This is a genomic window from Kocuria coralli (genome assembly GCF_008831305.1).
In the GTDB taxonomy this organism is placed as follows: Bacteria; Actinomycetota; Actinomycetes; order Actinomycetales; family Micrococcaceae; genus Kocuria; species Kocuria coralli.
The window spans coordinates 194378-220058 of the sequence record NZ_ML708611.1 but is presented as its reverse complement, the minus strand read 5'-3'; the positions used below and the strand labels follow the sequence as shown (position 1 = coordinate 220058).

General features: G+C 69.9%; 23 protein-coding genes and 1 tRNA gene. 11 read left to right on the top strand and 13 right to left on the bottom strand.

Features of this window, described 5'->3' with window-relative positions:
- The first annotated feature begins 36 nt into the window (after positions 1–36).
- Positions 37–870: a D-hexose-6-phosphate mutarotase gene (locus FCK90_RS02760; protein ID WP_158032766.1), complete on the top strand. Its 834-nt coding sequence runs from the start codon at positions 37–39 to the stop codon at positions 868–870.
- A gap of 82 nt (positions 871–952) precedes the next feature.
- Here FCK90_RS02760 and FCK90_RS02755 read toward each other — a convergent pair whose 3' ends face one another.
- Positions 953–1354, bottom strand: a complete 402-nt coding sequence (locus FCK90_RS02755) for a hypothetical protein (RefSeq protein WP_158032765.1) — start codon at positions 1352–1354, stop codon at positions 953–955.
- A gap of 437 nt (positions 1355–1791) precedes the next feature.
- Between FCK90_RS02755 and FCK90_RS02750 the strand changes: the two genes are divergently transcribed.
- Positions 1792–3387, top strand: a complete 1596-nt coding sequence (locus FCK90_RS02750; protein ID WP_158032764.1) for a DEAD/DEAH box helicase — start codon at positions 1792–1794, stop codon at positions 3385–3387.
- Positions 3388–3480: 93 nt separating this feature from the next.
- Here the strand turns inward: FCK90_RS02750 and FCK90_RS02745 are convergent, their stop codons facing one another.
- A complete protein-coding gene (locus FCK90_RS02745; protein WP_246179929.1) occupies positions 3481–4248 on the bottom strand; it encodes a TetR/AcrR family transcriptional regulator in 768 nt (255 codons plus the stop codon).
- A 114-nt stretch (positions 4249–4362) separates the two neighbouring features.
- On the opposite strand from FCK90_RS02745, the gene FCK90_RS02740 reads away from it, so the two are divergent.
- Both FCK90_RS02740 and FCK90_RS02735 read left to right on the top strand, forming a co-directional pair.
- A complete protein-coding gene (locus FCK90_RS02740; RefSeq protein WP_158032763.1) occupies positions 4363–5346 on the top strand; it encodes an NAD-dependent epimerase/dehydratase family protein in 984 nt (327 codons plus the stop codon).
- A gap of 54 nt (positions 5347–5400) precedes the next feature.
- Positions 5401–5994, top strand: a complete 594-nt coding sequence (locus FCK90_RS02735; RefSeq protein WP_246179928.1) for a DinB family protein — start codon at positions 5401–5403, stop codon at positions 5992–5994.
- A gap of 61 nt (positions 5995–6055) precedes the next feature.
- On the opposite strand, the gene FCK90_RS02730 is transcribed toward FCK90_RS02735, so the two are convergent.
- On the bottom strand, positions 6056–7477 hold the full coding sequence (locus FCK90_RS02730; RefSeq protein WP_158032761.1) for an HAD family hydrolase: 1422 nt from the start codon (positions 7475–7477) through the stop codon (positions 6056–6058).
- Positions 7478–7557: 80 nt separating this feature from the next.
- On the bottom strand, positions 7558–8553 hold the full coding sequence (locus FCK90_RS02725) for a cation diffusion facilitator family transporter (protein ID WP_158032760.1): 996 nt from the start codon (positions 8551–8553) through the stop codon (positions 7558–7560).
- A 69-nt stretch (positions 8554–8622) separates the two neighbouring features.
- Here FCK90_RS02725 and FCK90_RS02720 point away from each other — a divergent pair, with 69 nt between their 5' ends.
- A complete protein-coding gene (locus FCK90_RS02720) occupies positions 8623–9282 on the top strand; it encodes a hypothetical protein (protein WP_158032759.1) in 660 nt (219 codons plus the stop codon).
- A 5-nt stretch (positions 9283–9287) separates the two neighbouring features.
- Positions 9288–9917: a CDP-alcohol phosphatidyltransferase family protein gene (locus FCK90_RS02715; protein WP_181954166.1), complete on the top strand. Its 630-nt coding sequence runs from the start codon at positions 9288–9290 to the stop codon at positions 9915–9917.
- A gap of 6 nt (positions 9918–9923) precedes the next feature.
- Here the strand turns inward: FCK90_RS02715 and FCK90_RS02710 are convergent, their stop codons facing one another.
- Positions 9924–10529: a GNAT family N-acetyltransferase gene (locus tag FCK90_RS02710; RefSeq protein ID WP_181954165.1), complete on the bottom strand. Its 606-nt coding sequence runs from the start codon at positions 10527–10529 to the stop codon at positions 9924–9926.
- Between the two features lie 298 nt (positions 10530–10827).
- Between FCK90_RS02710 and clpB the strand changes: the two genes are divergently transcribed.
- Together clpB and FCK90_RS02700 are read left to right on the top strand one after the other, a co-directional pair.
- Positions 10828–13482 (top strand): ATP-dependent chaperone ClpB, encoded by a 2655-nt coding sequence (gene clpB, locus FCK90_RS02705; RefSeq protein WP_158032756.1) that lies wholly within the window; start codon positions 10828–10830, stop codon positions 13480–13482.
- 171 nt (positions 13483–13653) lie between these two features.
- Entirely contained in the window at positions 13654–13863 is a 210-nt protein-coding gene (locus tag FCK90_RS02700) for a DUF3073 domain-containing protein (RefSeq protein WP_158032755.1), read from the top strand.
- A 131-nt stretch (positions 13864–13994) separates the two neighbouring features.
- Here FCK90_RS02700 and purM read toward each other — a convergent pair whose 3' ends face one another.
- The 5 genes from purM to FCK90_RS02675 form a co-directional block, all read right to left on the bottom strand.
- Positions 13995–15152, bottom strand: coding sequence for a phosphoribosylformylglycinamidine cyclo-ligase (gene purM, locus FCK90_RS02695; protein ID WP_158032754.1), 1158 nt, complete (start codon positions 15150–15152; stop codon positions 13995–13997).
- An 88-nt stretch (positions 15153–15240) separates the two neighbouring features.
- Complete coding sequence (gene purF, locus FCK90_RS02690; RefSeq protein ID WP_158032753.1) at positions 15241–16941, bottom strand: amidophosphoribosyltransferase; 1701 nt, start codon at positions 16939–16941, stop codon at positions 15241–15243.
- Positions 16942–16945: 4 nt separating this feature from the next.
- Complete coding sequence (locus FCK90_RS02685; protein WP_158032752.1) at positions 16946–17455, bottom strand: hypothetical protein; 510 nt, start codon at positions 17453–17455, stop codon at positions 16946–16948.
- A 45-nt stretch (positions 17456–17500) separates the two neighbouring features.
- On the bottom strand, positions 17501–17875 hold the full coding sequence (locus tag FCK90_RS02680; RefSeq protein WP_158032751.1) for a sterol carrier family protein: 375 nt from the start codon (positions 17873–17875) through the stop codon (positions 17501–17503).
- A gap of 2 nt (positions 17876–17877) precedes the next feature.
- Entirely contained in the window at positions 17878–18918 is a 1041-nt protein-coding gene (locus FCK90_RS02675; RefSeq protein WP_158032750.1) for an asparaginase, read from the bottom strand.
- 80 nt (positions 18919–18998) lie between these two features.
- On the opposite strand from FCK90_RS02675, the gene purD reads away from it, so the two are divergent.
- Together purD and FCK90_RS02665 are read left to right on the top strand one after the other, a co-directional pair.
- Positions 18999–20288 carry a phosphoribosylamine--glycine ligase gene (gene purD / locus FCK90_RS02670; RefSeq protein ID WP_158032749.1) on the top strand — a complete coding sequence of 430 codons (1290 nt, stop codon included), beginning with the start codon at positions 18999–19001 and terminating at the stop codon, positions 20286–20288.
- Between the two features lie 43 nt (positions 20289–20331).
- Positions 20332–21357: a phosphoribosylaminoimidazolesuccinocarboxamide synthase gene (locus FCK90_RS02665; protein WP_158032748.1), complete on the top strand. Its 1026-nt coding sequence runs from the start codon at positions 20332–20334 to the stop codon at positions 21355–21357.
- 633 nt (positions 21358–21990) lie between these two features.
- On the opposite strand, the gene FCK90_RS02660 is transcribed toward FCK90_RS02665, so the two are convergent.
- From FCK90_RS02660 to FCK90_RS02650, 3 genes are all read right to left on the bottom strand, one after another.
- Positions 21991–22064 (bottom strand) — tRNA-Pro (locus FCK90_RS02660).
- 84 nt (positions 22065–22148) lie between these two features.
- Positions 22149–23105 (bottom strand): metallophosphoesterase, encoded by a 957-nt coding sequence (locus FCK90_RS02655; RefSeq protein WP_158032747.1) that lies wholly within the window; start codon positions 23103–23105, stop codon positions 22149–22151.
- A gap of 5 nt (positions 23106–23110) precedes the next feature.
- Positions 23111–25402, bottom strand: a complete 2292-nt coding sequence (locus FCK90_RS02650; RefSeq protein WP_158032746.1) for a transglycosylase domain-containing protein — start codon at positions 25400–25402, stop codon at positions 23111–23113.
- Positions 25403–25481: 79 nt separating this feature from the next.
- On the opposite strand from FCK90_RS02650, the gene sp36 reads away from it, so the two are divergent.
- Complete coding sequence (gene sp36 / locus FCK90_RS02645) at positions 25482–25679, top strand: Sp36 family protein (protein WP_158032745.1); 198 nt, start codon at positions 25482–25484, stop codon at positions 25677–25679.
- The last annotated feature ends 2 nt before the right edge of the window (positions 25680–25681 follow it).

The following is a 25681-nucleotide window of genomic DNA, read 5'->3' as shown; positions in this document are numbered from 1 at the left end:
GATGCGGTTGCCGGGCGTTGCACATAACCTGTGGACATGACTGCACTCCAACAGCCTCTGACGCTGGCCAATGTCCAAGGCACCGCGACCGTCTACGAACAGGGTGCGCACGTGGCGTCCTGGACCCCTGCACAGCAGGATCCCGTTCTCTTCCTCTCCCGGAAGGCCGTCTTCGCGGAGGGCAAGGCCATCCGCGGCGGCGTGCCGATCTGCTTCCCCTGGTTCGGCCCCGGCCGTTCCGGCGATCGCAGCCCCGCACATGGCTATGCGCGGACGATCCCCTGGCGCCCGGTGTCGGCCACGGACGAGGAGGCCGTCTTCCGGCTCACCGAAGCCGACCTCCCCGAACAGGCCCGGGCGGAGTTCCCCCACGAGTTCTCCTGCGAATACACCGTGACCGTGGGCGCCGCCCTGGAGATGAAGCTGGCCACCACCAACACCGGCGGTGAGCCGATGGAGATCGAGGAGGCGCTGCACGCCTACCTGGCCGTCGGCGATGTCCGCCAGGCCGGCGTCCAGGGGCTCGACGGCGTGAGCTATGTGGACAAGGTCACGGGGAAGACGGACATGAAGCAGTCAGGAGAGATCGTCATCTCCGGTGAGACCGACCGGGTGTACCGCTCCGGAGGGCCGGTCTCCGTGGTGGACCCCCTGCTGGGACGTACTCTGCGCATCACCACGTCCGGGGCGGCCGACACCGTCGTGTGGAATCCGTGGGAGGACAACGCCCGGGCCATCGGCGATTTCGCCGACGACGAGTGGACGGCGATGATCTGTGTCGAAGCCGCCAACGCCCTGGACGACTACGTGACGATCGCCCCGGGCGAGACGCACGAGATCGTCTACCGGCTGGAGGTCGGATCCATCTGACGGATGGATCCGGGGTCGCCCCGGCCATGCCGTGCGACAGGCGGGACGACCCCGGATCCGGTGATGGGAGTTCCGCGCGGGATCAGTCCTTGGGCTGGAACACGAGGGACAGGCCGATCGCCGCCAGCCACACGTCCTTGGACAGCGGGGTGCCTTCGTGGGTGGGCCGGATGCCGTCGTCCTGGGTCATCGAGTCGTTGTTGAAGTACATGGTCAGCATGCCCGCCGAGAACGCCGTCAGGGCGAGGCCCGCGAGCCGCTTGGAGACGAACGGGGTGAGCAGGGCCGCGCCGAGAGCGGTCTCTGAGATCCAGAGCGCCTGACCGAAGGTCTTGGCGTCCCACTCCTTGAGCTGGGGAACACCGGTGGCGGCCATGGCCTGCAGGCCCTCGTAGGCCTCGACGGGGAGGTCCTTCTTGCCGAGGCCGGACTGCAGGATGTAGGCGCCGGAGATGCCGCGCAGGATTGCATTGGACAGCCGCATGGTGGTCCTTCCAGAGAGTTCGGGGGAGGGCTGCTCGAGCCCGCTGCATCTCACCGTACCAGTTCGCCGGTCGCCCCTTCCGGGGCTCGACTTCCCTGCCGACCTGCCGTGACGAGCCCCGACGAACCGTGATCCCCATAGGCGCTGGCGGTGAGGTGTCCCGCGTCATGGCTTGGTTACCGGCCAGTCGTGTAGGCTGCTGGAGTTGCTCATGGCACTGCCCGTGGTGACGGCCCCCGTGACTGATCCCGGGGTGTGACGCCGTCGCATGAAGACAAGGGCAGGCAGCGCGTCGGACACTCCGTGGGTTCCCCAAGGGAACCCCTCTGCAGTGGAAAGCAAAGCATCGCGCAGGTGCGGTGCCCATGGAGTGTGATCGGCGCACCCGGCAGGCGTACCCGCCACCGGGACATCCGATCGAAAGTGCGAACTTCCTCGTGACTCATTTTGTCGACCTCGGCGTGCCCGAGGCGCTGGCCCGTGTCCTCTCCAACCAGGGGATCATCGAGGCCTTTCCCATTCAATCCAAGACTCTCCCGGACTCGCTGGCCGGCCGGGACGTGCTCGGCCGAGGCCGTACCGGCTCCGGTAAGACCGTCGCCTTCGCCCTGCCCCTCGTGGCCCGCCTGGCCGGCCTCACCCGCGGCTCCGCGAAGGTCTCGCGGAGGCCCGGCCGACCCACCGGTCTGGTGCTCGCGCCCACCCGTGAGCTGGCCACGCAGATCGACCGTACGGTCGCGCCGCTTGCCGAGGCGGTGGGCCTGAACACCACCGTGATCTTCGGCGGCGTCTCCCAGAAGCATCAGGAGAGGGCCCTGGGCCGCGGCGCGGATATCGTCGTCGCATGCCCCGGCCGGCTCGAGGACCTGCTCAAGCAGGGCATCCTGACTCTCGACGACGTCCAGCTGACCGTCATCGACGAGGCGGACCACATGGCCGACATGGGCTTCCTGCCCGTGGTGACCCGCATCGTGAAGCGCACGAAGCCGGACGGCCAGCGGCTTCTGTTCTCGGCCACGCTCGACGGCGGCGTGGACGTGCTGGTCAAGAAGTTCCTGGACGACCCCGTGACCCATTCGGTGGATGCGCCCAAGGCCACCGTCTCCACCATGGAGCACCACGTGCTGGTGGTGGATCCCGACGAGAAGCAGAACGTCATCGAGACCCTGGCCTCCGGGACCGGCCGTCGGGTGATGTTCACCCGCACCAAGTACCGGGCGAAGAAGATGGCCAAGAAGCTCTCCCAGGTCGGCATCCCCGCCGTGGACCTGCACGGCAATCTGTCCCAGAACGCCAGGGACCGCAACCTCGCGGCGTTCTCCTCCGGTGAGGTGAGGGTTCTGGTGGCCACGGACGTCGCCGCCCGCGGCGTGCACGTCGACGACGTCGAGCTGGTCGTCCACATCGACCCGCCCGCCGAGCACAAGTCCTATCTGCACCGTTCGGGCCGGACCGCGCGAGCGGGAGCGGAGGGGCAGGTCATCACGATCGCCACCACGGAGGAGCGTCGTGAGGTCCAGAAGCTGATGAAGCAGGCCGGCGTGACCGCCGACTTCTCAGAGGCCTCCACCGGCTCGCGGGTGGTGTCCGAGCTCGTGGGCGAGCAGGCTGAGCGCGTGGCCTACGTGCCCCCGGTCAAGAACCCGGGCGGGCAGGCCGGCGCCAAGTCCGGTGGTAGCTCCGGTGCTCGGTCCGGCTCTCGCTCCGGCGCGGGGCAAGGCGGCCGGAACGGCCGTGGTCAGGGCCGCTCCGGGGGAGGGCAGCAGCGCCGTGACTCCCGGAAGGGCCGGACGGACTCGCGCGCCGAGACGCGCGGCGGATCCCGGACCGGTCAGGGATCCGCAGGCAGGTCGGGAGGCCGTCCGGCGGCCGGACGGGGCTCGGGCTCCGGCGGCGGCCAGAGGACGGACTCCTCGGCTGCGGCGGTCAACCTCCATACGACGGGGGCTTCTGCGGTCGACCGGGCCACCCAGGCCGCAGCCCGGCGCCGCAACAGGCGCTCGACCGCCTCGGCCGGCGCTCCCCGGCGATAGCGGAGCCGAACGATAGAAGCCGGTCGCGGCCAGCCGCGGCCGGCTTCTCGCATGCTCCGGCGCGTTCCCGGGGACACCCTGGCCTTCGGGGGGTCAGGCGCCCGTGGCCGGGTCAGGGAGGAAAAGGCCGCCGCTCAGGGCCACGGTGCACTCGAACAGGGCATCCATATCACCCGCCCCCGGGCCGAGATGGCCGAACACCTCGGAGCTGACGGCTCCGATCAGAAGGTTCCACGCCGCCAGGCCCCGGACCACCCGCTGCGGGTCCAGTCCCGAGATGTCCGGATCCTGCCGCAGGGCCGATATTCCGGCCGCGGCGTACCGTGCCGTGATCGGGTCGGCAGGCGGTGGCGGGGCCGGCGCGGATTCCGCGGAGCCGGTTCCCTCCGCGCCGGGATCGCCGACGGCGGGACCCGAGTCGCGGATGATGCCGGCGACCAGGCGCAGCACCCGCGTGCCCGGGGTGTTCGTCGTCTCCCCGGGTGCGGCGTAGTCCGGCACGGGCGAGCCGTACAGCAGGGCGTAGTCGTGCGGGTTGCGCAGTGCCCAGGCGCGCAGCGCACCGGCCACGGCGGCCCACCGCCCTGCGGTATCGGAACGCCGCACGGCTCTCTCGGCTGTCTCCACCCGCTCGCCGAGCTCGTCGTAGGCCGTGACGATCAGGAGCGTCAAGAGCTCGTCCCGGTTGGCGGTATAGCGGAACAGCGCCGAGGGGGCCATACCCATGTCCCGCGCGACCGCCCGCAGGGACAGGCCGGCGGCGCCGTGGGAGGCCAGATGCGATCGGGCCGTGCGGAGCAGGGAGGCCTGGATCTCCGCCCGGTTCCTGGCCCGCTTCCCCGGGTTCTGCTGCTCGGTCACCCTCCCAACTCTACGGGGCAACCCGGAGAAAATGAGAACACTGCTCTTGTTTTCGGAGCGTCACGATGCTCTACTAAATAGAGAACACTGTTCTCGTTTTGGAGGGTGAGGGGCATGCGACATATTGCGGTCATCGGGGCGGGGGCGATCGGGCAGCTGATCGCGGAGGAGCTGACCGATCGCGGTCACCGGGTGTCCCTGGTGAGCCGGTCGGGGTCGACACGGGCCGCCGGGGTGAGATCCGTGGCGGCGGATGCCACCGATCCCCGGGCGCTGGCGGAGGCGCTCGGACCGACCGGCGCATCAGGCGGGTATCACGACGTCGTCGTCAACGCCGTCAACCCCAGGTCCTACACGGCGTGGGAACGGGACTGGCCTCCGATGTCGGAGGCGATCTCGGCCGTGTGCGAGCGGACGGGTGCGGGACAGCTCATCATCGGCAATCTGTACGGCTACGGACGCGTAGACGAGCCCATGACCGAGAACCATCCCTTCTCGCCCGAGGGCCCCAAAGGGCGGGTCCGCGCGCAGATGTGGGAACGAGCGCTGCAGAAGCACCGCGAGGGCGCGATGGCCGCCGTCGAGCTGCGCGCCTCCGACTACTTCGGTCCCACCGCCCGTGCGGGGGTGAGCCTGCTGATGGACTACGTGGTGCGCCCCGTCCTCAAAGGCCGCACGGCCTGGGTGCCCATGGGGGACCTGCGGGCGGCGCACTCGTGGAGCTATCTCCCCGATATCGCGCGACTGGCCGCGGATCTCGCCGAATCGGATCAGGGAGGCCCCCGGTGGGGCAGGCCGTGGCACGTGCCGACGGCACCACCGCGCAGCATGCGGGAGGTGGCCGATGAGGTGGCGGAACTCGCCGGGCTGGACCGAGCCGTCGTGCGCAAGGTCCCCGGCGTCGTGATGGCCGCGGGGCGTCTGCATCCGCTCGTCCGCGCACTGGACGAGACGAGGCACCAGTTCGAGCACCCGTGGATCCTCGACTCCGGTGCGGCGCAGCGGGAGTTCGGCCGGCAGCCGACTTCCTGGTCGCAGGCCCTGCTGGAAACCATCGACGGCTGCGCCGAGGGACGGGATGCGGGCCGGAAGAACTGAAACTTCCGGCGATGAACACGGGTGGTGAACATGAAGTCGACTTATGCTGGATCCGTGAACGAGCACACGTCGCCTTCCCCCGAACCGTCAGGTCAAGGGCCCGCCGGCGCGGACCCCGCCGCCGACATCTCGTCCGTGCCGCCGGAGACCAAGGATTGGACGGCGGTCCTCGGCCGCGGGTGCCGGCAATGCGGCTTCGAGCCCGGATTCGATGTCGAGACCGTAGGGTGGCGCATCCGTATGTCGCTGCCCGTCTGGCAGGAGGTGCTGGCCCGCCCGCGACTCTCCCAGCGACCGGACGGGAACACCTGGTCCACCCTCGAATACGCCGCCCATGTGAGCGAGCTGCACCAGGTGTTCCGGGAACGCCTCGCGCTCATGCTCGACCAGGACGACCCCGAATTCCCGGACTGGGACCAGGACGCGGCGGCGATCGAGCAGGAGTACAACCGCCAGGACCCGGCAGAAGTCGCCAGGCAGCTGCGCGCCGAGGGCGAGAAGACGGCGGCCGCGTGGGACGCGGTGCAAGGGGAGCAGTGGGAGCGCACCGGGCGCCGGGGTGACGGCAAGGTCTTCACGGTGCGGTCACTGGCCGAGTACTTCGCCCATGACCTGATGCATCACCGGGTCTACGACGTCAAGGCCTGAGGCCCGGTCGCCGTCGTGGAGGCGGCCGTGTCCGTCCCCCCACGATCGGGACGGCTGGAGATCAGTCGCGGTTCACCCGGAGCAGCTCCCCGGCGGGACGGCGGCTGGTTCCCGAGGGCAGCTCGTCCGAGGGCGGGCCATCGGCGCGCGGCAGGTCCGGGAGCAGGGGGCCGATCTGCCGGAGACGCTCCAGGGTGACCTTCGTATGGGCGTCGACGGGTACGAAGCCCGGCTCCCAGGGCACCGGCTTGTCGCCGGGGACCAGGACGGCGGGCATCCCCGCCGCCACCGCGGACTGGGCACCTGCCTGCGAGTCCTCCAGGGCGACGCAGTCCTCCGGCGCCGTCATGAGCCGTTCGGCGGCCATCAGATACGGATCCGGGTGAGGCTTGGGGTTCGTCACGTCCTCGCGGGAGACGACGGCGCGGATGTTCTCCGACAGCGCCGTGGCAGTGGTCGTGACCACCGAGGCCAGGGCGTTGGTGACCAGGGCCGCGGGCAGCTGCTCCCGGCGTAGTTGCTCCATGAGCTCCGGTATCCCGTCGATCAGAGGGATGTCCTCCTGGATGGCCTCGACCACCTTGGCGCCGATGCGGTCGGTGATCTCCTGGACCTCGCCCTCCGCGCCGCGATCGATCATCATCTGCGCGGAGTACTGCACGGTCTGCCCCAGTCCTTCGTGGTCGTCCTCCGTGCTCCAGTCCAGGCCCAGCTCGGCGGCCACGGCCCGCTTGGCCGTGGCCCATTCGGGCTCCGTGTTCACGGTGGTGCCGTCGTGATCCAGCAGCACGGCCTTGGGCCAGGAGGCGTTGCGCGGATCCAGCCATTCCAGCAGGGACAGGGTCACCTGCCGGTGGTCGTTGACGTGCACGGTTCCCTGGTCCTCGGCCACCGGGACGGCGCCGGGAACCACGACGACGACCATGCCTGCGGCCTGTGCGGCGGCCACGCCGGACGGCGAGTCCTCGATGGCGACGCATTCGGACGGATCCACGCGCAGCCGGCGGGCGGCCTCGAGGTAGCCCTCGGGGGAGGGTTTGGGGGAGACGCCCTTCGCGGCTTCCTCGTTGCCGATGATCACATCGAACAGGCCCTCGGGCCCGAGGGTCGCGGTGTGCCGGGCGATCTCCTCGGTCGCGTTGGTCACGATCGCCGTGGGCAGGCCGGCCTGGGCGATCTCCTCGAGCAGCTCGGGCATGCCGGGCAGGAGCCGCAGGGTGTGCGAGCGCAGCTCCAGCTCGGAGAAGCGCAGCAGCCCGGTGATCATGGCCTCGTCGTCGAGGCTCTTGACGCCGTTGGCCCGCAGGCGGTCGATGGTCTCCTGCGCGGGCCGCCCGATCGTCTCCATCGTGTCCGTCTCGCTCCAGGTTCCGCCCAGCTCGGTGGCGAAACGGGCCTTGGCGCGTCCCCAGACGGGCTCGGTGTCGACCAGGGTGCCGTCGTGATCGAAGAGGACGGCTTGGGGGAAGGGGCGTGCAGGCATGGTTTCACTCTATCGGCCGCACCGGGTGCGGCGTGCATCGGCCGACGAGAGGAGGCCCCTGGTGATGCCGGGCCGGGGAGCTACGAGTGCGTGCCCGGGGACCCCATGGGGCCGTGCCGCAAGGTCTCGTGCTCGACGTGCCCCGCGGGTTCCAGCTGGAACGTCGCGTGCTCGACCGAGACGGGGAAGTGCTGCGCGGCGCAGACCTGCAGGGCGTCGAGGATCCGGGGCGCCGAACCGTCGTCGAAGCTGGAGTTCTCGACGACGACGTGCGCCGTCAGCACCGGGACCCCCGTCGCCACCAGCGACGCGTGCAGGTCGTGGACGGCGATCACGCGCGGCACCCGCTCGAGATGCCGCGCCACCTCGTCGAGGTCCAGGCCCTGCGGTGCCGATTCCATGAGTACGGAGCCCGACTCGCGCAGGATCCGGACGGCACGCGGGATGATGAGCAGGGCGATGAGGATGCCCGCGACGGGGTCCGCGCCGCTCCATTGGGTCAGCCCGGTGACCACGGCGGCGACGATCACCGCCACGGAGCCCAGGGCGTCGTTGAGCACCTCGAGGAACGCGGCGCGCATGTTGAGCGAGGTCCCGCGGGCGGCCGTGAGGACCAGGAGCGAGGCGATATTGGCCAGGAGCCCGGCGACGCCGATGGCGCCCAGCAGCCAGAGGTCGCTTCCGTCCAGGGGCACCGGGGAGAACAGCCGCCGGAGACCCTCTACGATCGCGTAGATCCCGACCCCCAGCAGCACCGTGGCCTGGACCCCCGCCGCGATGATCTCGGCGCGCAGCCACCCCCAGCTGCGCCGCGACGAGCGGGGCCGGGTGATGAGGATCGAGGCCACGAGCGCCATCAGCAGGCCGACCGAGTCCACGGCCATGTGGGCGGAGTCCACCAGCAGGGCCAGCGACCCCGTGACGAGGGCTCCGATCACCTGCGCCATCAGGACCGTTGCGGTGATGCCCAGGGCGATGGCCAGGCGTCTGCGCGATGACCTGGCGAGGTCATGCGAATGCCCGTGCCCGTCGGGCACGGTGACGGGCGATGCGCCGCAGGTTCCCGCTGATGACATATTAGAAAAATAGCATATGTGTTGCAGGATGCCTACGTTCCTGCCCCGTACCCTCCGTAGACTGGGGGCATGTCCTCTGCCCCCGGAGCCATCCCCGCTGCGACCACACGCGCCGACCGCGCACAGAGCGCCGGTGACGGCGCAGCTCCGTTCGGCGACAGGCGCGGCGGGGGGCTGCGCAGAGCGGTCCCGGTGGCGGCGCCGGTCGTGCCGCTCGTGCTCGCGGCGTGGCTGGTGCTGGCATCGGTGCCGATCGGCGGCCCCGGCGGCAGGGCGCTGATCTGGCTGGGCGCGCTCGCCGCCCCGCTGTGCCTCCTGCTGTGGATCTCGGCCGGACTGGTCCTGGGGGATCTGGCTCGTTACCGGCCGCGCTACGCCACGCCGGCGACGGTCTGGCTGACGGTGGCGGCATGGTTCGGTGCGCTCTGCCTGGGCTTCTTCCTCCCCGACCTCATCGACGGACGCGGTCAGTCCCTGTTCACCGCTCTGGCCGGGCCGGAGGCCGTGGGCCTGAGCGCGGGGTTCGCCAATACCGTGGGCGTGCTGACCTTCGCGGCGGCTGCCGGGTCGGTGGTCTCCGCCTCCCTGGACGTCAGGCGAACCCGCGCCCGGCTGCGGGGGGAAGCGGTCGAGCCGGACCCGGAGGAGGAGGACCGCCTGCGGCAGGAATGGGTCGACTCCTTCCGGGCTTCGGAAGCGGCCTCCCGCCGGGGCGGTGGTCCGCGATGAGCAGGATGCTGAAAGCCGTTCGCGACGGCCTGGTTCCCCCCGCGCGCGATGCGGCACCCGTGGAGCGGGCCGACAGCGGCATCTGGACCGTCCCCAACCTCTTCACGATCCTGCGCTTCGCGCTGATCTTCCCCGCCGTCGTCTCGATCTTCGCCATCGACGAGCACCCATGGCTGCCCTTGACGCTGGTGGCCGTCTTCTCGCTGACCGACTGGGTGGACGGCTTCCTGGCCAGGGTCCTCGACCAGTTCAGTCACTTCGGGGCCAGGATGGACCCCGTGGCGGATCGACTGGGGCTCGCGCTCGTGGCGATCGCCCTGGCCTGGGTGGGCCTGCTCCCGTGGTGGGCCATCGTCATCATCGCGGTCGTGGACCTCTTCCTGGGCCTGTTCATCCTGGCCCTGGACTCCTACGAGTCCATGAAGGTCAACTGGGTGGGCAAGTTCCGGACGGCGATCACCATGGTGGGGGTGGTCGCGGTGCTGGCCGCACCTGCCTTCGGTCAGCAGTGGCTGGACTTCCTGGGTGTCCTGTTCGTGGAGGCCGGGGCGTTCCTGCACGTGGTCACCGGCGCGTTCTACGTGCGCCTGGCCTGGCGCGGACGCCGTCGCTTCCGGCGCGGGGCCGCTGTCTAAGACCCGTCACTCCGGGACGTGACGCATCGCGTACTGCGTCACGCCCCGTGAGTCGGTGAACTCCCGGATCATCCGGAACCCCAGGCGCTCGTAGAGCCTGCGGCTCTCCGGCGTCGTCGAGTCGAGCGAGGTCGTCAGGTCTCCGGTCCGTTCCAGGCCGTGGCGCAGCAGCGCCGAGCCGACCCCCATCCCCTGCGCCGAGGGGCTCACGGCCAGCAGCTCCAGATGCCAGTGCGGCTGCGCCGGGCGGGCGTCGACAGCCAGTGCGTGGTCGGCCCCCTCCCGCTGCGGGTCCAGGCCCAGTGCGCCGATGAAGAGCTCCTCGAGCTCCTGCGGCATCTCGGCGGCGTGGGGCGGCTGCCAGAGCGCCACCCCGAGCAGTTCCGCGGGCTCCGCCGATCCGGTCTCCGCGCTCGGCGCCGAGACCGCGACGTCGGCCACCTGACTGGCCAGCCAGTAGCGCCGCAGCGCCTGGCGCTCGTAGCCGAATACCGCCGGGATCGCCGTCGCGGGGCCGGCATGCCCAAGGGTCCACGGATCGTGCTCGAAGGCGCGGACCATGATCTCCGCCATGGCTTCGACGTCGGCCTCTTCCGCGGCGCGGACGAGCATCCGGCCGTCCCGGCCGGATCGCCCTGTCCCGGATCGCCCTGTCCGGTTGGAAAGGGGGTCGGCGGATGGTGCTGGGGAAACGGGCTCGCCGTGGGCATCAGTCATGGGGATCAAGCATAGGGCTGCGGGCCCGGCTCTTCCATGAGCCCATCTAGCGTAGGAAAGTTGATAGTAGTAGACTCAACTTAACGAAAGACGACTACCCCTTCGGGCTACGGGGTGAACGCGCGACACTGAAGGCGCCGGCTGTCAGCGGGCCGGCCGGTCCTCGGTCCGCTGCACCCAGGAAGGATCTGACATGGAAACCAAACTCACCACTCGTTCGCAAGAGGCCATCAGCGCCGCTGCCACGGAGGCCTCCACCGCGGGCAATCCGCAGATCGAACCCGTCCACCTTCTCAAGGCGCTGCTCGATCAGCGCGACGGCGTCGCGGATGCCGTGCTCCAGGCCGCCGGCGTGGACGTGGCCGCCCTGGGCCGCAAAGCGGCCGAGTCGATCGCCGCACTGCCGTCGGCCACCGGCTCCACGGCGGCCCAGGCGCAGTTCAACCGTGCTGCGCTGCAGGTCGTGCAGAGCGCGGAGAAATTCGCCCAGGGGCTCGGGGACGAGTACGTCTCCACCGAGCACCTGCTGTACGGCCTGGCGGACGTGGACGGTACGGCGGGGCGGCTGCTCGAGGAGGCCGGTGCAACGGCCAAGACGATCAAGGACACCATCCCGTCCGTCCGGGGGGACCGGAGGGTGACCAGCCCCGACCCGGAAGGCACCTTCCAGGCCCTCGAGAAGTACGGCACGGACCTGACCGCCGTCGCCCGTGACGGCAAGCTGGACCCCGTCATCGGCCGTGACTCGGAGATCCGCCGCGTGGTCCAGGTGCTCTCCCGCCGGACCAAGAACAACCCGGTGCTGATCGGCGAACCCGGCGTCGGCAAGACCGCCGTCGTCGAGGGGCTCGCCCAGCGCATGGTCGCGGGGGACGTCCCCGAGACCCTGAGGGGCAAGACCCTGATCTCCCTGGACCTGGGGTCCATGGTGGCGGGGGCCAAGTACCGCGGTGAGTTCGAGGAGCGGCTGAAGGCCGTCCTGGACGAGATCAAGGCCTCCGAAGGCCAGGTGGTGACCTTCATCGACGAGCTGCACACGGTCGTCGGCGCGGGCGGCGGATCCGAAGGCGCCATGGACGCGGGCAACATGCTCAAGCCCATGCTCGCTCGCGGTGAGCTGCGTCTGATCGGCGCCACCACCCTGGACGAGTACCGGGAGAACATCGAGAAGGACGCCGCCCTGGAACGCCGCTTCCAGCAGGTCTACGTGGGAGAGCCGTCCGTCGAGGACACCATCGCGATCCTGCGCGGTCTCAAGGAACGCTACGAGGCCCATCACAAGGTGCAGATCGCCGACTCCGCCCTGGTGGCGGCGGCCGCGCTGTCGAACCGTTTCATCCCCGGACGGCAGCTGCCCGACAAGGCGATCGACCTGGTGGACGAGGCCGCCTCGCGCCTGCGGATGGAGATCGACTCGGCCCCGGAGGAGATCGACCAGCTGCGCCGCCAGGTGGACCGCCTGACCATGGAGGAACTCGCCCTCAAGGACGAGACCGACCCCGCCTCCGTCGAACGGCTCGAAGCGCTGCTCAAGGACAAGGCCGACAAGCAGGCCGAGCTCGACGTCCTCAACGCCCGGTGGGAGCAGGAGAAGGCCGGGCTGAACCGCGTGGGCGATCTCAAGGCCAAGATCGACGAGCTGCGCTCGCAGGCCGAGCGGGCCCAGCGCGGTGGCGACCTGGGGGAGGCCTCGCGCCTGCTCTACGGCGAGATCCCGGCCCTGCAGAAGGAGCTGGACGTCGCCCAGGAGCAGGAGGACGCCGGAGCCGAGCGCGAGTCCATGGTCTCCGAGGAGGTCACCGCCGATGACGTCGCCGAGGTGATCTCGGCGTGGACCGGGATCCCTGCTGGGCGGATGCTGCAGGGCGAGACCGAGAAGCTGCTGCATATGGAGCAGGTCCTGGGCCGGCGCCTGATCGGGCAGAGCAAGGCCGTGACCGCCGTGGCCGACGCCGTCCGGCGCTCCCGCGCAGGGATCGCCGACCCGGACCGGCCGATCGGGTCCTTCCTCTTCCTGGGCCCCACCGGCGTGGGCAAGACCGAGCTGGCCAAGTCCCTGGCCGAGTTCCAGTTCGACGACGAGCGCGCCCTGGTGCGCATCGACATGTCCGAGTACGGGGAGAAGCACTCCGTCGCCCGGCTGGTCGGAGCGCCTCCCGGCTACGTGGGCTACGAGGAGGGCGGGCAGCTCACCGAGGCGGTGCGCCGCCGCCCCTACTCCGTGGTGCTGCTCGACGAGGTGGAGAAGGCCCACCCGGAGGTCTTCGACATCCTCCTGCAGGTGCTCGACGACGGGCGCCTGACCGATGGCCAGGGGCGGACGGTGGACTTCCGCAACACCATCCTGATCCTGACCTCCAACCTGGGCAGTCAGTTCCTGGTGGATCCCGCCCTGGACGACGAGGCCAAGAGGGACGCGGTGATGAACGTGGTCAACGTCTCGTTCAAGCCGGAGTTCCTGAACCGCCTGGATGAAGTGATCATGTTCGATCCTCTGACCACGGAGGACCTGGCCAAGATCGTGGATATCCAGGTGGCCCATCTGGCCGAGCGGCTGGCCCAGCGTCGCCTGAGCCTGGAGGTGTCCTCCGCGGCCACGGAATGGCTGGGGCTCTCCGGATACGACCCCGCCTACGGGGCCCGGCCCCTGCGCCGCCTGGTGCAGCGCGAGATCGGCGACAAGCTCGCCAGGGGGCTGCTCTCCGGGGCGATCAGCGACGGCGACACCGTCCACGTGGACATCGATCCGGATGTCGCGGCCGACGGACTGATCGTCACGACCGAGGACTCCCGCGAACGCCGCGGGCCGGATGCCGGTGACCAGGATGTTCCCCTCCATGGCGGGTGACGACCGGGCGGCCCGGCCCTCCGGGGCTCGTGGATCGCGGGTGACGGGGAGTCGAGCCGCGCGGTCTGAGCGTGTACGCTGGGGCCACGACACAGACTGAAAACATCCGGGGCCGTACTGTGTGCCAAACGTACCGCCGACCGGGACCGAGAGACAGAGGGGGTCACGCTCATGGGGCGCGGCCGTCAAAAGGCGAAGGCAACGCGACAGGCGCGGGAGATGAAGTACTTCAGCCCGCAGACCGACTACTCCGCCCTTCAGCGGGAATTGAGGCAGTCCGGTACGACCCGGCCTGCCGCGTCTCCCTACGACGATGACCTCACCGAGGGTGAGGATCACTCGGAGGACCCGGGGTACGACCCCGACGACGATTACCGCTGACTCGGCGGCGAGCGCGCGGCCTGCGCGATTGCCGGACGGAAGAGGCCGGATCCCTGAACGGGATCCGGCCTCTTCCCATGTCCGGTTCCGGCGGCCGGTGAGCCGCGCCGGTGCCGCCGGGCGCTAGCGGCTCAGGGAGCGTACTCGCCCACCATGTGCACGGTGCCGCCGTCCACGCCCTTGGCGCCCTGGACCCAGTCCGGGCCGTCGCCCGATGCGGACGGGTCCGTGGCCTCCACGGAGCCCAGCACCCAGGAGGGCACCCCGCGCGCCTCCAGGTGCTTCACGGCCTGCTCCGCCACGGCGGGGTCGACCACCGCGATCATGCCCACGCCGAGGTTCAGGGTGCGCTCCAGGTCGGCCTGGGGCACGTTGCCCAGCGTGGAGACCACCTGGAAGATCGCTGGCCAGGACCAGGTCGACCGGTCGACGGTCGCCGTCATCCCGGCGGGGAGGACGCGGGCCAGGTTGGCGGCCAGCCCGCCCCCGGTCACGTGCGTGAAGGCCCGGACCCCGGCGCCGGTGCTGCCCGAGGAGTCGTTGACCGGGAAGGCGGCCGTGAGGTCCAGGACGTCGGCGGCGTAGACGCGGGTGGGCTCGAGCAGCTCCTCGCCCAGGGTGCGGCCCAGCTCGGGGACGTCCCGGTCCAGGGACCAGCCGGCCACGCTGAGCACCCGGCGGACCAGCGAGTAGCCGTTGGAGTGCAGCCCCGACGACGCCATGGCGATCAGGACGTCGCCGGGACGGACCCGGTCGGCACCCAGCAGCTGGTCGGCCTCCACGACGCCCGTGGCCGCCCCCGCGACGTCGTACTCGTCCGGGCGCAGCAGCCCCGGATGCTCGGCGGTCTCGCCGCCGACCAGCGCGGTTCCGGCGGCCTGGCAGGCGCCGGCGATACCGCGCACGATGTCCGCGACCCGCTCCGGGACCACCTTTCCCGTGGCGATGTAGTCGGTCATGAACAAGGGGCGGGCGCCTGCCACGACGATGTCGTCGACGACCATGCCCACGAGGTCCCACCCGATGGTGTCGTGGACGTCCAGCGCCTGGGCGATGGCCACCTTGGTGCCCACGCCGTCGGTCGAGGTGGCCAGGTAGGGCTTCTTGAACCCGATGAGGGCGGAGGCGTCGAAGAGCCCCGCGAAACCTCCCACGCCGCCCACGACCTGATCGGTGTGCGTGGCCCTCACGGCGGTCTTCATGAGCTCGACGGCCCGGTCGCCGGCCTCCACGTCCACACCGGAATCGGCGTAGGTGATGGCCTGGCTCGGGCGGGTGGATTCGGTCACCGGAGGGTCCTCACTGCTGGGGTGCTTGTTCGGTCATGGCCATGGACGGATGCGACGGGACGGACGCTGGGACGGTCTGAGCGCGCAGTCACCGGGAGGAGCGGGTCGGATGGCGATCCTCCCGGCGCTTGTCCTCCTCCAGCACCAGATCCTCGAGATCGGAGTCGGGCCCCGGCTCGCACGTGCCCGGGGCCTCGGACTCGAGGATCCGGGGGGCCGAGACCTCAGGGGCCGGGCCCGGCGTCGTAGGGGGCTCGGGGGCCGTGGTCGCCGCAGGTCCATCGGAGGCCCCGGCGGTCCTCGTCCGCACGGGGGTGCCGGGCTTCCTGCGGGACTCGACCACGGACTTGCCCAGGTCGTCGGCGGCGGGCAGCTCGGTGGGGTAGCGGCCGGAGAAGCACGCGGTGCACAGCTCATGGGGCTGCTGCTGGGTGGCTGCGACCATGCCGTCCTCGGAGATGTAGCCGAGGCTGTCGGCGCCCAGGGATTCGCGGATGTCCTCGACGGCCAGGCCGTTGGCGATCAGCTCGGCCCGCGACGCGAAGTCGATGCCGTAGAAGCACGGCCACTTGATGGGCGGCGAGGAGATGCGCACGTGGATCTCAGCGGCCCCCGCCTCGCGCAGCATGCGGACCAGGGCCCGCTGGGTATTGCCCCTCACGATCGAATCGTCCACCACCACCAGGCGCTTGCCGGCCACGACGGATTTCAGCGGATTGAGCTTGAGCCTGATGCCCAGCTGCCGGATGGTGTCGGAGGGCTGGATGAAGGTCCGGCCCACATATGCGTTCTTGACCAGGCCGTTGCCGAACGGGATGCCGGAGGCCTCCGCGTAGCCGATCGCCGCGGGGGTGCCTGATTCGGGCGTGGGCATGACCATGTCGGCTTCGACCTCGTGCTCCCGCGCCAGCTGCCGGCCCATCTCCACGCGCGACTCGTATACCGAACGGCCGTGGATCGAGGTATCGGGACGTGCCAGGTAGACGTATTCGAAGACGCACGCCGCGCGGCGGGTCTCGGCGAAGCGCTGCGAGCGGAGGCCGTCCTCGTCGATCGCCAGGAACTCGCCCGGTTCCACCTCGCGGACGAAGGAGGCCCCGACGATGTCCAGGGCCGCGGTCTCCGAGGCCACCACCCATCCCCGCTGGAGCCGTCCCAGGACGAGGGGCCGGATGCCCTGGGGGTCGCGGGCCGCGTAGAGCGTGTGCTCGTCCATGAAGGTCAGGCAGAACGAGCCCACCAGCTGGGGCAGGAGCGCCAGCGCGGCCTCCTCGAGGGAGCCGTGAGGGTGTTCCGCCAGCAGGCTGGTCACCAGGGCGGTGTCCGTGGTGTTGCCCATCGCCATCTCGCCCCGGGAGGGGAAACCGGACTTGTCGATGAGGCTGTCGTAGAGCTGCGCCGAGTTGGTCAGGTTGCCGTTGTGCGCCAGGGCCACGGTCCCGTGGGGCGTGGCGCCGAGGGTGGGCTGCGCATTGGCCCACCGTGAGCCGCCCGTGGTCGAGTACCGGCAGTGCCCGACGGAGATGTGCCCCGTCAGGGTGTTGAGGGTGGGCTCGTCGAAGACCTGGGAGACCAGGCCCATGTCCTTGTACACGTTGATCCGGGAACCGGTGGACGTGGCGATGCCCGCGGACTCCTGCCCGCGGTGCTGCAGGGCGTAGAGGCCGTAGTAGGACAGTTTGGCGACGTCTTCACCCGGTGCCCACACACCGAATACGCCGCATTCATCCTGAGGTGATTTCTCACCCGGGAACGTTTCGAAACTCAGTTTTCCATCAGGGCGCGCCACGGCCTCAGTCTCTCACGTCCGGGCGCTGTTCGGTCACCCGGCCGGAGTCCCCGGCCGGATCCCCCTCGGCTGCGGCGGAGGGGGATCCGGGCTCGGCCGGTTCCCCAGGCTCGGGGAGCTCGGGCGTCCCGTCCGTCCCGGAAGGGGCCGAGGGGTGCCTGCTGGGCTGCTCTTCGACGTGGGCCCTGACCTCCTGCGCGCGTCGTACCGAGACGCGGTCGATCACCAGGGCCACGATCGCTCCCACGGAGAGGCCGAGAAGTGCGAAGATCGCGATCATGTAACCGACCACCTGCCCGGTGGTGAACATCACGTTGCCGGGGCCCAGGACACCCAGGATCATCCCCGCGACGGCGCCGAGCGCTCCGCCCAGGATCAGGAACACCGGCAATCTCGGGGCGCGCCGGTATCTGAGGGTCTCCACCCGGTGCTGCACGGGAGGCTCGGAATCACGGCCGGCATCGTGCACGGGCTCGTGCTGCTCTCGATCGGAAGGGCGGTCTGCGGAAGACATGACCTCCAGCCTAACCCGGATTCCGCCCGGTATTCGGGGCGCGGGTCAGGACCCGGGACCGGAGAACAGGGGGAGGACCCCGGAGAGGTCCGCCCGGGTGCCGGAGGCGCTGACCGCACCTCCTGTCATGGCCTCGGACCATTGCACGCGGCCGGTCACCAGGGCCAGCCATGTCGCGGCATCGGTCTCGACGACGTTCGGCGGAGTTCCCCGGGTGTGCCGCAGCCCGGGGATGCACTGCGTCACTCCGAACGGCGGGACCCGGACCTCGACGGAGTTGCCCGGGGCCCGCTCGCCGAGTTCCTCGAGGGTGAAGCGCACGGCCGTCGCCAGGGTCTTGCGGTCGAGCCCCCCGCGGTTTTTGCGCCAGGCGGCCAGCGCCATGGTGCCGTCCGCGGGGTCGATACGCCGGCGAGCCATCGTCATCCTTCCGCCGGGGTGCGGGCGCCCGCGTGCCCGGCTACGGCGCGCTCGACCTCGGGGCTCGCGGCGAAGCGTCCCACGGTCCTGCCGCCGCCCGTGATCCGAGGGGTCACCTTCTCCAGCACGGGCTCGACGCCGGCCCGCTGGACCGCTCCCACCGCGACCAGGAGCTCCAGGCCCACCAGGGTGTTCGCCCGGCCGCTGCCGTCGAGCATCTTGAGGGCGACGGACACGCCCTCCTGCGTGGCCAGGCCGAGTACGCCCTCCGCCCCCAGCTTGGCGATGACGCCGAGTTCCTCCATGACCACGGTGTTCGCCCTGCCCGGGCCGTGCACGAACTCCGGGTAGTCCAGCATGGCGGTGGCAACGGTCGCCAGGCGGGCATCGGCGCGGATGTTGTAGGCCGCAGCGCCCAGCGACGAGAACAGGCGGGCGAGCCCGGTGAGGGACAGCGCCGTGAGGGGGGCCCCGCAGCCGTCCACGCCGATGAGCGCCGGGTCTTCGTGTGCGAACTCCGCGATCGTCTCGACGACGGTCTGCTGCAGCGGGTGCTCGAGATCCAGGTATCCGTCCAGGTCCCACCCGCTCTCCACGCACGCAGCCAGGAATGCGGCGTGCTTTCCGGAGCAGTTGTAGTTCAAGGGGGAGCCGCCGTCGTCGGGGGAAGCGGGCCGGCCGCTCCCGTCGACCGACGGGCACCGCAGGGCGGTCTCGTCCAGCCCCACCTTGGCCAGGATGCTGCGCACGGATCCGATCTGCTCGGCGGAGGCCACGTGCGAGCCGGCGGCCACCGCGATCTGGTCCCACTGGATCGGAGCGCCCGCCTTCAGGGAGGCCACGGCCTGGAACGGCTTGAGGGTCGAGCGCGGGAAGATCGGGGTGGTCGTGTCCCCGAGCGCGAGCAGGGTCTCGCCGTCGGGCCCCATGACCAGCGCCGATCCGATGTGCCGGGACTCCACGAAACCACTGCGCTCCACCTGCGCCAGGTCCACGGCGTCGGCCGAGCTGAAGGTCTGCGTGGGTGCTGCTGCGGAAGTCATCCCCCCAGTATCCAAGAGATCGGCCCCAGGGTGGCGAAAGCCCGGGGCGCAACCGCTGCGTGGCGGTTAGGCTGTCACCCGTGAGAACTCTGGTGATCGGTACCGGCGGTCGTGAACACGCCATTGTCCGTGCGCTGCTGCGCGACCCCGCTGTGGAGGAGGTCCACGCGGCGCCCGGTAACGCAGGCATCGCCCGGGATGTGCCCGTGCACGCGGTGGAAGCCGCGGACGGCGCCGCCGTGGTGCAGCTGGCCCAGGACCTCGGCGCGGACCTGGTGGTCGTCGGACCTGAACTCCCCCTGGTGTCAGGGGTGGCGGACGCCCTGCACGGTGCGGGTATCGCGGTGTTCGGGCCGACCGCCCAGGCCGCGGTCCTGGAGGGTTCCAAGTCCTTCGCCAAGGACGTCATGACCGCCGCGGGCGTGCCCACGGCCGCCTCCCGCACGTGCGTGACCGAGAACCAGGTGGCCGCGGCGCTCGATGAGTTCGGCGCGCCGCACGTCGTCAAGGACGACGGCCTCGCCGCGGGCAAGGGCGTGGTGGTCACCGACGACCGCGACGCCGCGCTCGAGCACGCCCGAGCGTGTTTCGCAGCGGACGGGCACGTGGTGGTCGAGGAGTTCCTGGACGGGCCGGAGGTCTCCCTGTTCGTGCTGTGCGACGGCCGTGACGTCGTCCCGCTGGCCCCGGCGCAGGACTTCAAGCGCATCGGCGACGGCGACCAGGGCCCCAACACCGGCGGCATGGGCGCTTATACGCCGCTGGACTGGCTCCCGGAGGACTTCACCGACGAGGTCGTGGAGACCGTCGCCCGCCCCGTCGTCGAGGAGATGGCCCGCCGCGGGACGCCGTTCAGCGGCGTGCTCTACTGCGGGCTCGCGGTGACGGCGCGGGGCGTGAAGGTGATCGAGTTCAATGTCAGGTTCGGCGACCCGGAGACGCAGTCCGTGCTGGCCAGGCTCGACTCCCCGCTGGGCGAGCTCCTGCTGGACGCCGCCCAGGGCCGGCTCGGCGAAGGACGGCACCTCCCGCTGAGATGGAACCCCTCCGCGTCGGTCAACGTCGTCGTCGCCTCCGAGGGTTATCCCGAGTCCTCGCGCCGGGGGGACCCGATCACCGGGCTGGCCGAAGCCGAGGCGCTGGAGGGCGTGTCCGTGCTGCACGCCGGCACGGCCGAGGGCAGCGGGGAGACCGCCGGGGAGATCGTCGCCGCGGGTGGCCGGGTGCTGTCCGTCGTCGCACTCGGGAAGGACCTTCAGCAGGCCCGGGAACGGGCCTATGAAGGGATCGGGCGGATCGGCCTGGAAGGCTCCCAGCACCGAACAGATATCGCTTTGAAAGCCGCCACAGGCCAGATCTCCGTGAGCTGACCGGAGGCGTGCCCCACCGCAGTTGCCACGTCAGGAGCAGAGCATGACCGAACCCGTAACCTCCTCCGTCCTGCCCAGCGGAGAGCCCGAACATCCCAAGTTCCCCGGCCACCCGGCACCGCCGGTCCTGGACGGCTGGCAGCACGTGTACTCCGGCAAGGTGCGTGAGCTCTACGTCCCGGAGGACGAGCGCATGGTGGCCACGGGCGTCTCCGTCGAGGACAACGCCGAATACCGGGCGGGCTGCGTGCTGGTCCTCGCCACCGACCGGATCTCCGCGTTCGACCAGGTCCTCGCCACGGAGATCCCCGACAAGGGGACGGTGCTGACGCAGCTCTCGCTGTGGTGGTTCGACCAGCTGGCCGAGGTGCCCAACCATGTGCTCTCCACCCGCGTGCCGGAGGCGGTCCGCGGACGGGCGATGGTGTGCAAGAACCTGACGATGTTCCCGATCGAGGGCATCGTGCGCGGGTATCTCACGGGGTCGGGTCTCAAGGACTACCGCCGCTCGGGTGAGGTCTGCGGCATCGGGCTGCCCGAGGGGCTGCTCGACGGGTCACGGCTGGAGCAGCCGATCTTCACCCCCACCGGCAAGGCTGAGATCGGGGAGCACGACGAGCCGATCACGTTCGAGGAGATGACCGAAGGACTGGGACGCGCGGTCTCGGACCGGCTGCGGGAACTGTCCCTCGAGATCTACGGCCGTGCGGAGGCGATAGCCCGCGAGCGTGGGATCATCCTGGCCGACACCAAGCTGGAGTTCGGCCTGGACTCCTACCGGGGGGCGATCACCCTGGGCGACGAGGTGCTGACACCGGACTCGAGCCGCTTCTGGGCTGCCGAGTCCTGGCAGCCGGGCCACGCCCACCCGTCCTTCGACAAGCAGTTCGTCCGCGACTGGCTGCGCTCGGAGGAATCCGGGTGGTCGGGGGAGGGCCCCGCACCCGAATTGCCCGAAGATGTGGTCAGCAAGACGCGCGACCGGTACATTGAAGGTTTCGAGCGGTTGACCGGCACGAGGTTCTCACCTGACGGCCCGTTCACCGAGATCGGCCGCGGTGATCAATGACCCCGGCGGCCGCGATCTTCCCGCTGCGGAAGGACCCGCACGGATTTCTCGGCCAAATTTCTTCGAACCTGGACCAAAGTCCATAGTGCGTTCGAGGAACCCCTCGGATACTTCTTATTGAGCGACGCCCGCGGCGACCAGATGCGGGCGAATCGATTCGGTGAGGAACATCGGGACCACCGCCGGGGCATTCCACCCCTCGGCTTGACCGCTGGGAACGGTGTCCGGGTCGATAAGCTCCGGAAGGGTCTGAGGACCGCTGATGCTCTCCCCATCGGCACCAAGGTTCATCAGGCGCCGCACGAGGCTTGGATCCCCTCGTGGCCCGGTGCCGGACCAAGACCCTCTGCGGTGGAAACGCCGAGCGGCTCCTTCGGCCCACGAAGGAGCCGCTCCGTCGTATCCGGGCACCGATCAGACCAGCGCCTCAGCGCGATGTGGCCGCTCCAGCCCGATGTCGCACCATGACTCCCCCCGCCGTGACCGACCGGCGGGCCCGCGGCCGTGAGGCGGCGTCCGCGGCGAGAGCGCAGCCATGCGCCCCGACCTCGCGTCACCGTCATCGAGACGAACCCATAAAAAAGTCCTGAGCCGCGACACGTCCGTAAACGATGTCGCGACTCAGGACAAAAGTCGGGATGACAGGATTTGAACCTGCGACCTCCTCGTCCCGAACGAGGCGCGCTACCAAGCTGCGCCACATCCCGAGAAACTCGGCAGACCTGCTGGTCCGCGAGCAACCAGACCATCATACGGGTTGGCCCGCGGGAAGTGAAATCCCCGGCGGCGTCCTATGCCCTGGCCGTCAGTGTCATGAGCACGGCCTCGGGCGGGCAGAACAGCCGGATGGGCGCGAACCGTGATTCCCCCAGTCCCGCGGAGATCTGCACCGGCACGCCGCCTTGCGAGGTCACTCCCTTGCACCGCGACGGCTCGATGTCGCAGTTGCTCACCAGGGCCCGGCCCCCGGGCAGGCACACCTGCCCGCCGTGAGTGTGCCCCGCCACGACCAGGTCCGCGCGGTCCTCCGCGAAACGGTTCAGGGCACGTAGATACGGGGCATGGGTGAGCCCGAGGCGCAATGCCGCCGGCGCACTCCCGGCATCCGCGAAATTGCCCAGGCCGGAACCCGGCTGGCCCGGAGCGAGGAAGCCCGGATGCCTGTCGAAGCCCAGATGAGGGTCGTCGACCCCCGAGACCTCGATCACGTGATCGCCCACCCTGACCCGGTCGGCCCGGTTGATCATGCCGACCCAGCCGGCTTCGTCGAAGGCGCGGTGCATCTGACGCCAGGGCAGGATCCTGGCAGCCGACCGGTCCTCGCCGGAGGTGGAGCTCTTCCAGAGATACCGTGCGGGATTCTTCAGCATCGGGGCGAAATAGCAGTTCGACCCGGGGACGTACAGCCCGGGGAAGGCCAGCAGCGGCTCCATGATCTCCAGCAGGTACGGCACTGCGTCCGGGTGGGAGAGATTGTCGCCCGTGTCGAGTACCAGGTCGGGGTTCAGGTCCGCCAGGCCGTGCACGAACCGCTTCTTGGCCTCCTGCCCCGGGATGGTGTGCAGGTCGGAGATGTGCAGCACGCGCAGGTCGGGATGACCCGGGGCGAGGACGGGAAGGGTCTCGTGACGGACCCGGAAACGACGGCGCTCACCGAACACTCCCCAGGCGGCCAGTGCGGTGCCGGAGACGGCCGTGGCCGCCACGCTGGTGGCGGCCACGGCGGCGATCGTCGAAGCGGCGGGCATGGCGATCAGTCGTCGCCCCCGGCGTTGTCGCCTCCGCCGTTGTTGTTCCCGCCGGTGTTGCCCCCGGCGTTGTTACCGCCGTTGTTGTTGCCGTTGCCCCCGTTGTTGCTGCCCGAGTTCGGGTTGGGGGTCGCGCCGCTGCCCTGCGTCAGGTTCGACGGCGGGTCGGGGAACGCCTCGGTGTCGTAGTTCGGGGCCACGGAGCGCATGAACCGTTGCCACTGCCCTCCGGCGTAGGTGGAGCCGTCCACGAAGTCGTCGGGGTCCGAGGTCTGCGAGGCCGGCGGGTTGCCGCCGATGGACAGGTCGTTCAGGGAGCGCGAGCCTTCGAGGTAGTTGCCGACCCACGAGGCCGTCGCCAGGCCGTGCGTGTAACCCACCATCCACGTCTGGGTCGAGTTATCGGTGGTGCCGGTCTTGCCCGCAGAGGCGTTGGGGAGCCCGATGCCCAGCTGATAGCCGGAGCCTCTGACGATGACCTGCTCCAGGACGTAGTTCACCGTCCGGGCGTCGTCCTCGCTGATCGCCCGCTCGCAGTCGGGTTCCGGCACCTCGTAGTCGCGCCCGGTGTGGTCCCTCGCGGAGATGAACGCCCGGGGCTCGCACCTCACGCCGTCGTTGGCGAAGGTGCTGTAGGCGGTGGCCATCGTCATGGGGGAGATGTTGTCGTTCGAGCCGCCCAGCAGAGCCGAGAGCTGCGTGGTGTTCACGGCCTCGCCGGTCTGCCCGTTGTGGATGCCGATGCTCTCGGCGAGCTCGCCGATCCGGCACAGGTCGAGCTGGGAGGCCATGGCGTACAGCGCCGAGTTGATCGAGTTGTACATGCCGTAGTCCACGGCCATCTGCCGGTTGTAGCCGCTCGAGGCGTTCTGGAAGCTGAAACCGTTGCCATCGTTGCCGGGCTCGAAGACGGAGCCGCCGTCGACGCAGGAGGCCTGCCAGGGGAAGTTGGCCGGATAGGACATACGCCGTGCGTCGACCTGCTCGCCCACGGACCTGCCGGAGTCCACCCAGGCCAGCAGGGTCACGGGCTTGAAGGTCGAGCCCACCTGGTAGCCGCCGGTTCCGCCGTCCCAGGTATCGGTGTTGAAGTTGTAGACGGTGTTGGAGTCGCCCTCCTCGGAGGTGTAATGGGTGTTCTGCGCCATGGCGACGATATTGCCGCTGCCGGGCTCCACGGAGACCATGGAGCTGCCGATGTTCTGCGGGTTGCTGTCGCGCGACTGGGTGTCGTTGACGGCGTCGTTCGCCTCTTCCTGGGCATCCATGTCCAGGGTGGTCACGATCTCCAGGCCGCCGCGTTGCAGCGTGTTCATGCGGTCCTCGGGATTGGCGCCGAAGGTGTCCGAGGCGAGGATCTGGTTCTCCACGTAGTCGCAGAAGTAAGGGGCCTCGGTGGATGCGGTGCAGCCGGCCTCCTTGGGGTGCAGATCGAGGTTGAGGGGTTCGGCGAGAGCGTCGTCGTACTCCTGCTGGGAGATCCTGCCCTCGTCGAGCATCGTGTAGAGCACCACGTTGCGCCGTTCCACCGAGACCTCCGGGTTGGAAGCCGGGTCGTAGTAGGCAGGCGACTGCACCAGGCCGGCCAGGGTGGCGGCCTGGGCGATGCTCAGCTCGGAGGCGGGGATGCCCCAGTAGAACTCGGAAGCGGCCTCCACCCCGTAGTTGCGCGGCCCGAACAGGGCGATGTTGAGGTAGCCCTCCAGGATCTCGTCCTTGGACTTCTGCTCCTCCATGGACATCGCGAGCTTCACCTCGCGCAGCTTGTCCGCGTACCCCTTGTTGGCACCCAGGGTGGAGGGATCGCGGCCGGCGCGCACGTCCTGATCGATGATCAGGTTGTTGACGTACTGCTGGGTGATCGTGGAGGCGCCTTGGCGGCCGCCGTCGCCGAGCAGGTTGTTGCCGAGCGCGCGAACGATGCCGCCCACGGACACACCGCCGTGGTCGTAGAAATCGCGATCCTCGATGGAGAGGATCGCGTCCTGCATGTTCGGGGAGATCTCATCCAGGGTCACCGGGGTGCGGTTCTCGGCGAAGAAGGTCGCGAGAACCGTCTCACCGTCGCGGGCATACACCGTCGAGGAGCGTGACAGGGGCCCGTCGGAGAAGTCCGTCGGCAGATCCTTGAACCAGCCGATCGAGCCGTTGGCTGCCATGCCCACGGCGGCTGCTGGGGGGAACACGAGGCCGGTGACGACGAGGCCTGCCAACAAGCTGGTCGCGACGAACGCCAGGACCCGCCCGAGGGTCGACGTGCCGCTGCTGCCGGCGGGGGAGTTGGTGGAGGATGCCATTCGGTCAGTTTACAAGTCATAGCTGGGAGCGTGCAGGCACCGGAGGTATGAGGCAGGTCCGACGGGCTAGTCTTGGAGCATGACCACCTGGGAATACATGACCGCGCCCATCATGATCCATGCGACCAAGCAGATCCTGGACAACTTCGGTTCCGACGGCTGGGAACTGGTTGCCGTCCTGCCGGGGACCCAGCAGGCCAGCGTGCCGGACGCCGCCGTGAACGCGCCCGTGCAGACCAACCCCATCGCGTACTTCAAGCGCCCCAAGGAGTCCTGAAC

Excerpts from the sequence above, each read along its gene's own strand:
- FCK90_RS02720 (WP_158032759.1), top strand. The coding sequence starts at position 8,623 with ATGTCCTCTGCCCCCGGAGCCATCCCCGCTGCGACCACACGCGCCGAC.
- FCK90_RS02730 (WP_158032761.1), bottom strand. The coding sequence starts at position 7,477 with ATGCCTGCACGCCCCTTCCCCCAAGCCGTCCTCTTCGATCACGACGGC.
- FCK90_RS02755 (WP_158032765.1), bottom strand. The coding sequence starts at position 1,354 with ATGCGGCTGTCCAATGCAATCCTGCGCGGCATCTCCGGCGCCTACATC.
- FCK90_RS02700 (WP_158032755.1), top strand. The coding sequence starts at position 13,654 with ATGGGGCGCGGCCGTCAAAAGGCGAAGGCAACGCGACAGGCGCGGGAG.
- FCK90_RS02650 (WP_158032746.1), bottom strand. The coding sequence starts at position 25,402 with ATGGCATCCTCCACCAACTCCCCCGCCGGCAGCAGCGGCACGTCGACC.
- FCK90_RS02740 (WP_158032763.1), top strand. The coding sequence starts at position 4,363 with ATGCGACATATTGCGGTCATCGGGGCGGGGGCGATCGGGCAGCTGATC.
- clpB (WP_158032756.1), top strand. The coding sequence starts at position 10,828 with ATGGAAACCAAACTCACCACTCGTTCGCAAGAGGCCATCAGCGCCGCT.
- FCK90_RS02685 (WP_158032752.1), bottom strand. The coding sequence starts at position 17,455 with ATGTCTTCCGCAGACCGCCCTTCCGATCGAGAGCAGCACGAGCCCGTG.
- FCK90_RS02665 (WP_158032748.1), top strand. The coding sequence starts at position 20,332 with ATGACCGAACCCGTAACCTCCTCCGTCCTGCCCAGCGGAGAGCCCGAA.
- FCK90_RS02725 (WP_158032760.1), bottom strand. The coding sequence starts at position 8,553 with ATGTCATCAGCGGGAACCTGCGGCGCATCGCCCGTCACCGTGCCCGAC.
- FCK90_RS02710 (WP_181954165.1), bottom strand. The coding sequence starts at position 10,529 with ATGCTCGTCCGCGCCGCGGAAGAGGCCGACGTCGAAGCCATGGCGGAG.
- FCK90_RS02715 (WP_181954166.1), top strand. The coding sequence starts at position 9,288 with ATGCTGAAAGCCGTTCGCGACGGCCTGGTTCCCCCCGCGCGCGATGCG.
- FCK90_RS02675 (WP_158032750.1), bottom strand. The coding sequence starts at position 18,918 with ATGACTTCCGCAGCAGCACCCACGCAGACCTTCAGCTCGGCCGACGCC.
- sp36 (WP_158032745.1), top strand. The coding sequence starts at position 25,482 with ATGACCACCTGGGAATACATGACCGCGCCCATCATGATCCATGCGACC.
- FCK90_RS02760 (WP_158032766.1), top strand. The coding sequence starts at position 37 with ATGACTGCACTCCAACAGCCTCTGACGCTGGCCAATGTCCAAGGCACC.
- FCK90_RS02680 (WP_158032751.1), bottom strand. The coding sequence starts at position 17,875 with ATGGCTCGCCGGCGTATCGACCCCGCGGACGGCACCATGGCGCTGGCC.
- FCK90_RS02655 (WP_158032747.1), bottom strand. The coding sequence starts at position 23,105 with ATGCCCGCCGCTTCGACGATCGCCGCCGTGGCCGCCACCAGCGTGGCG.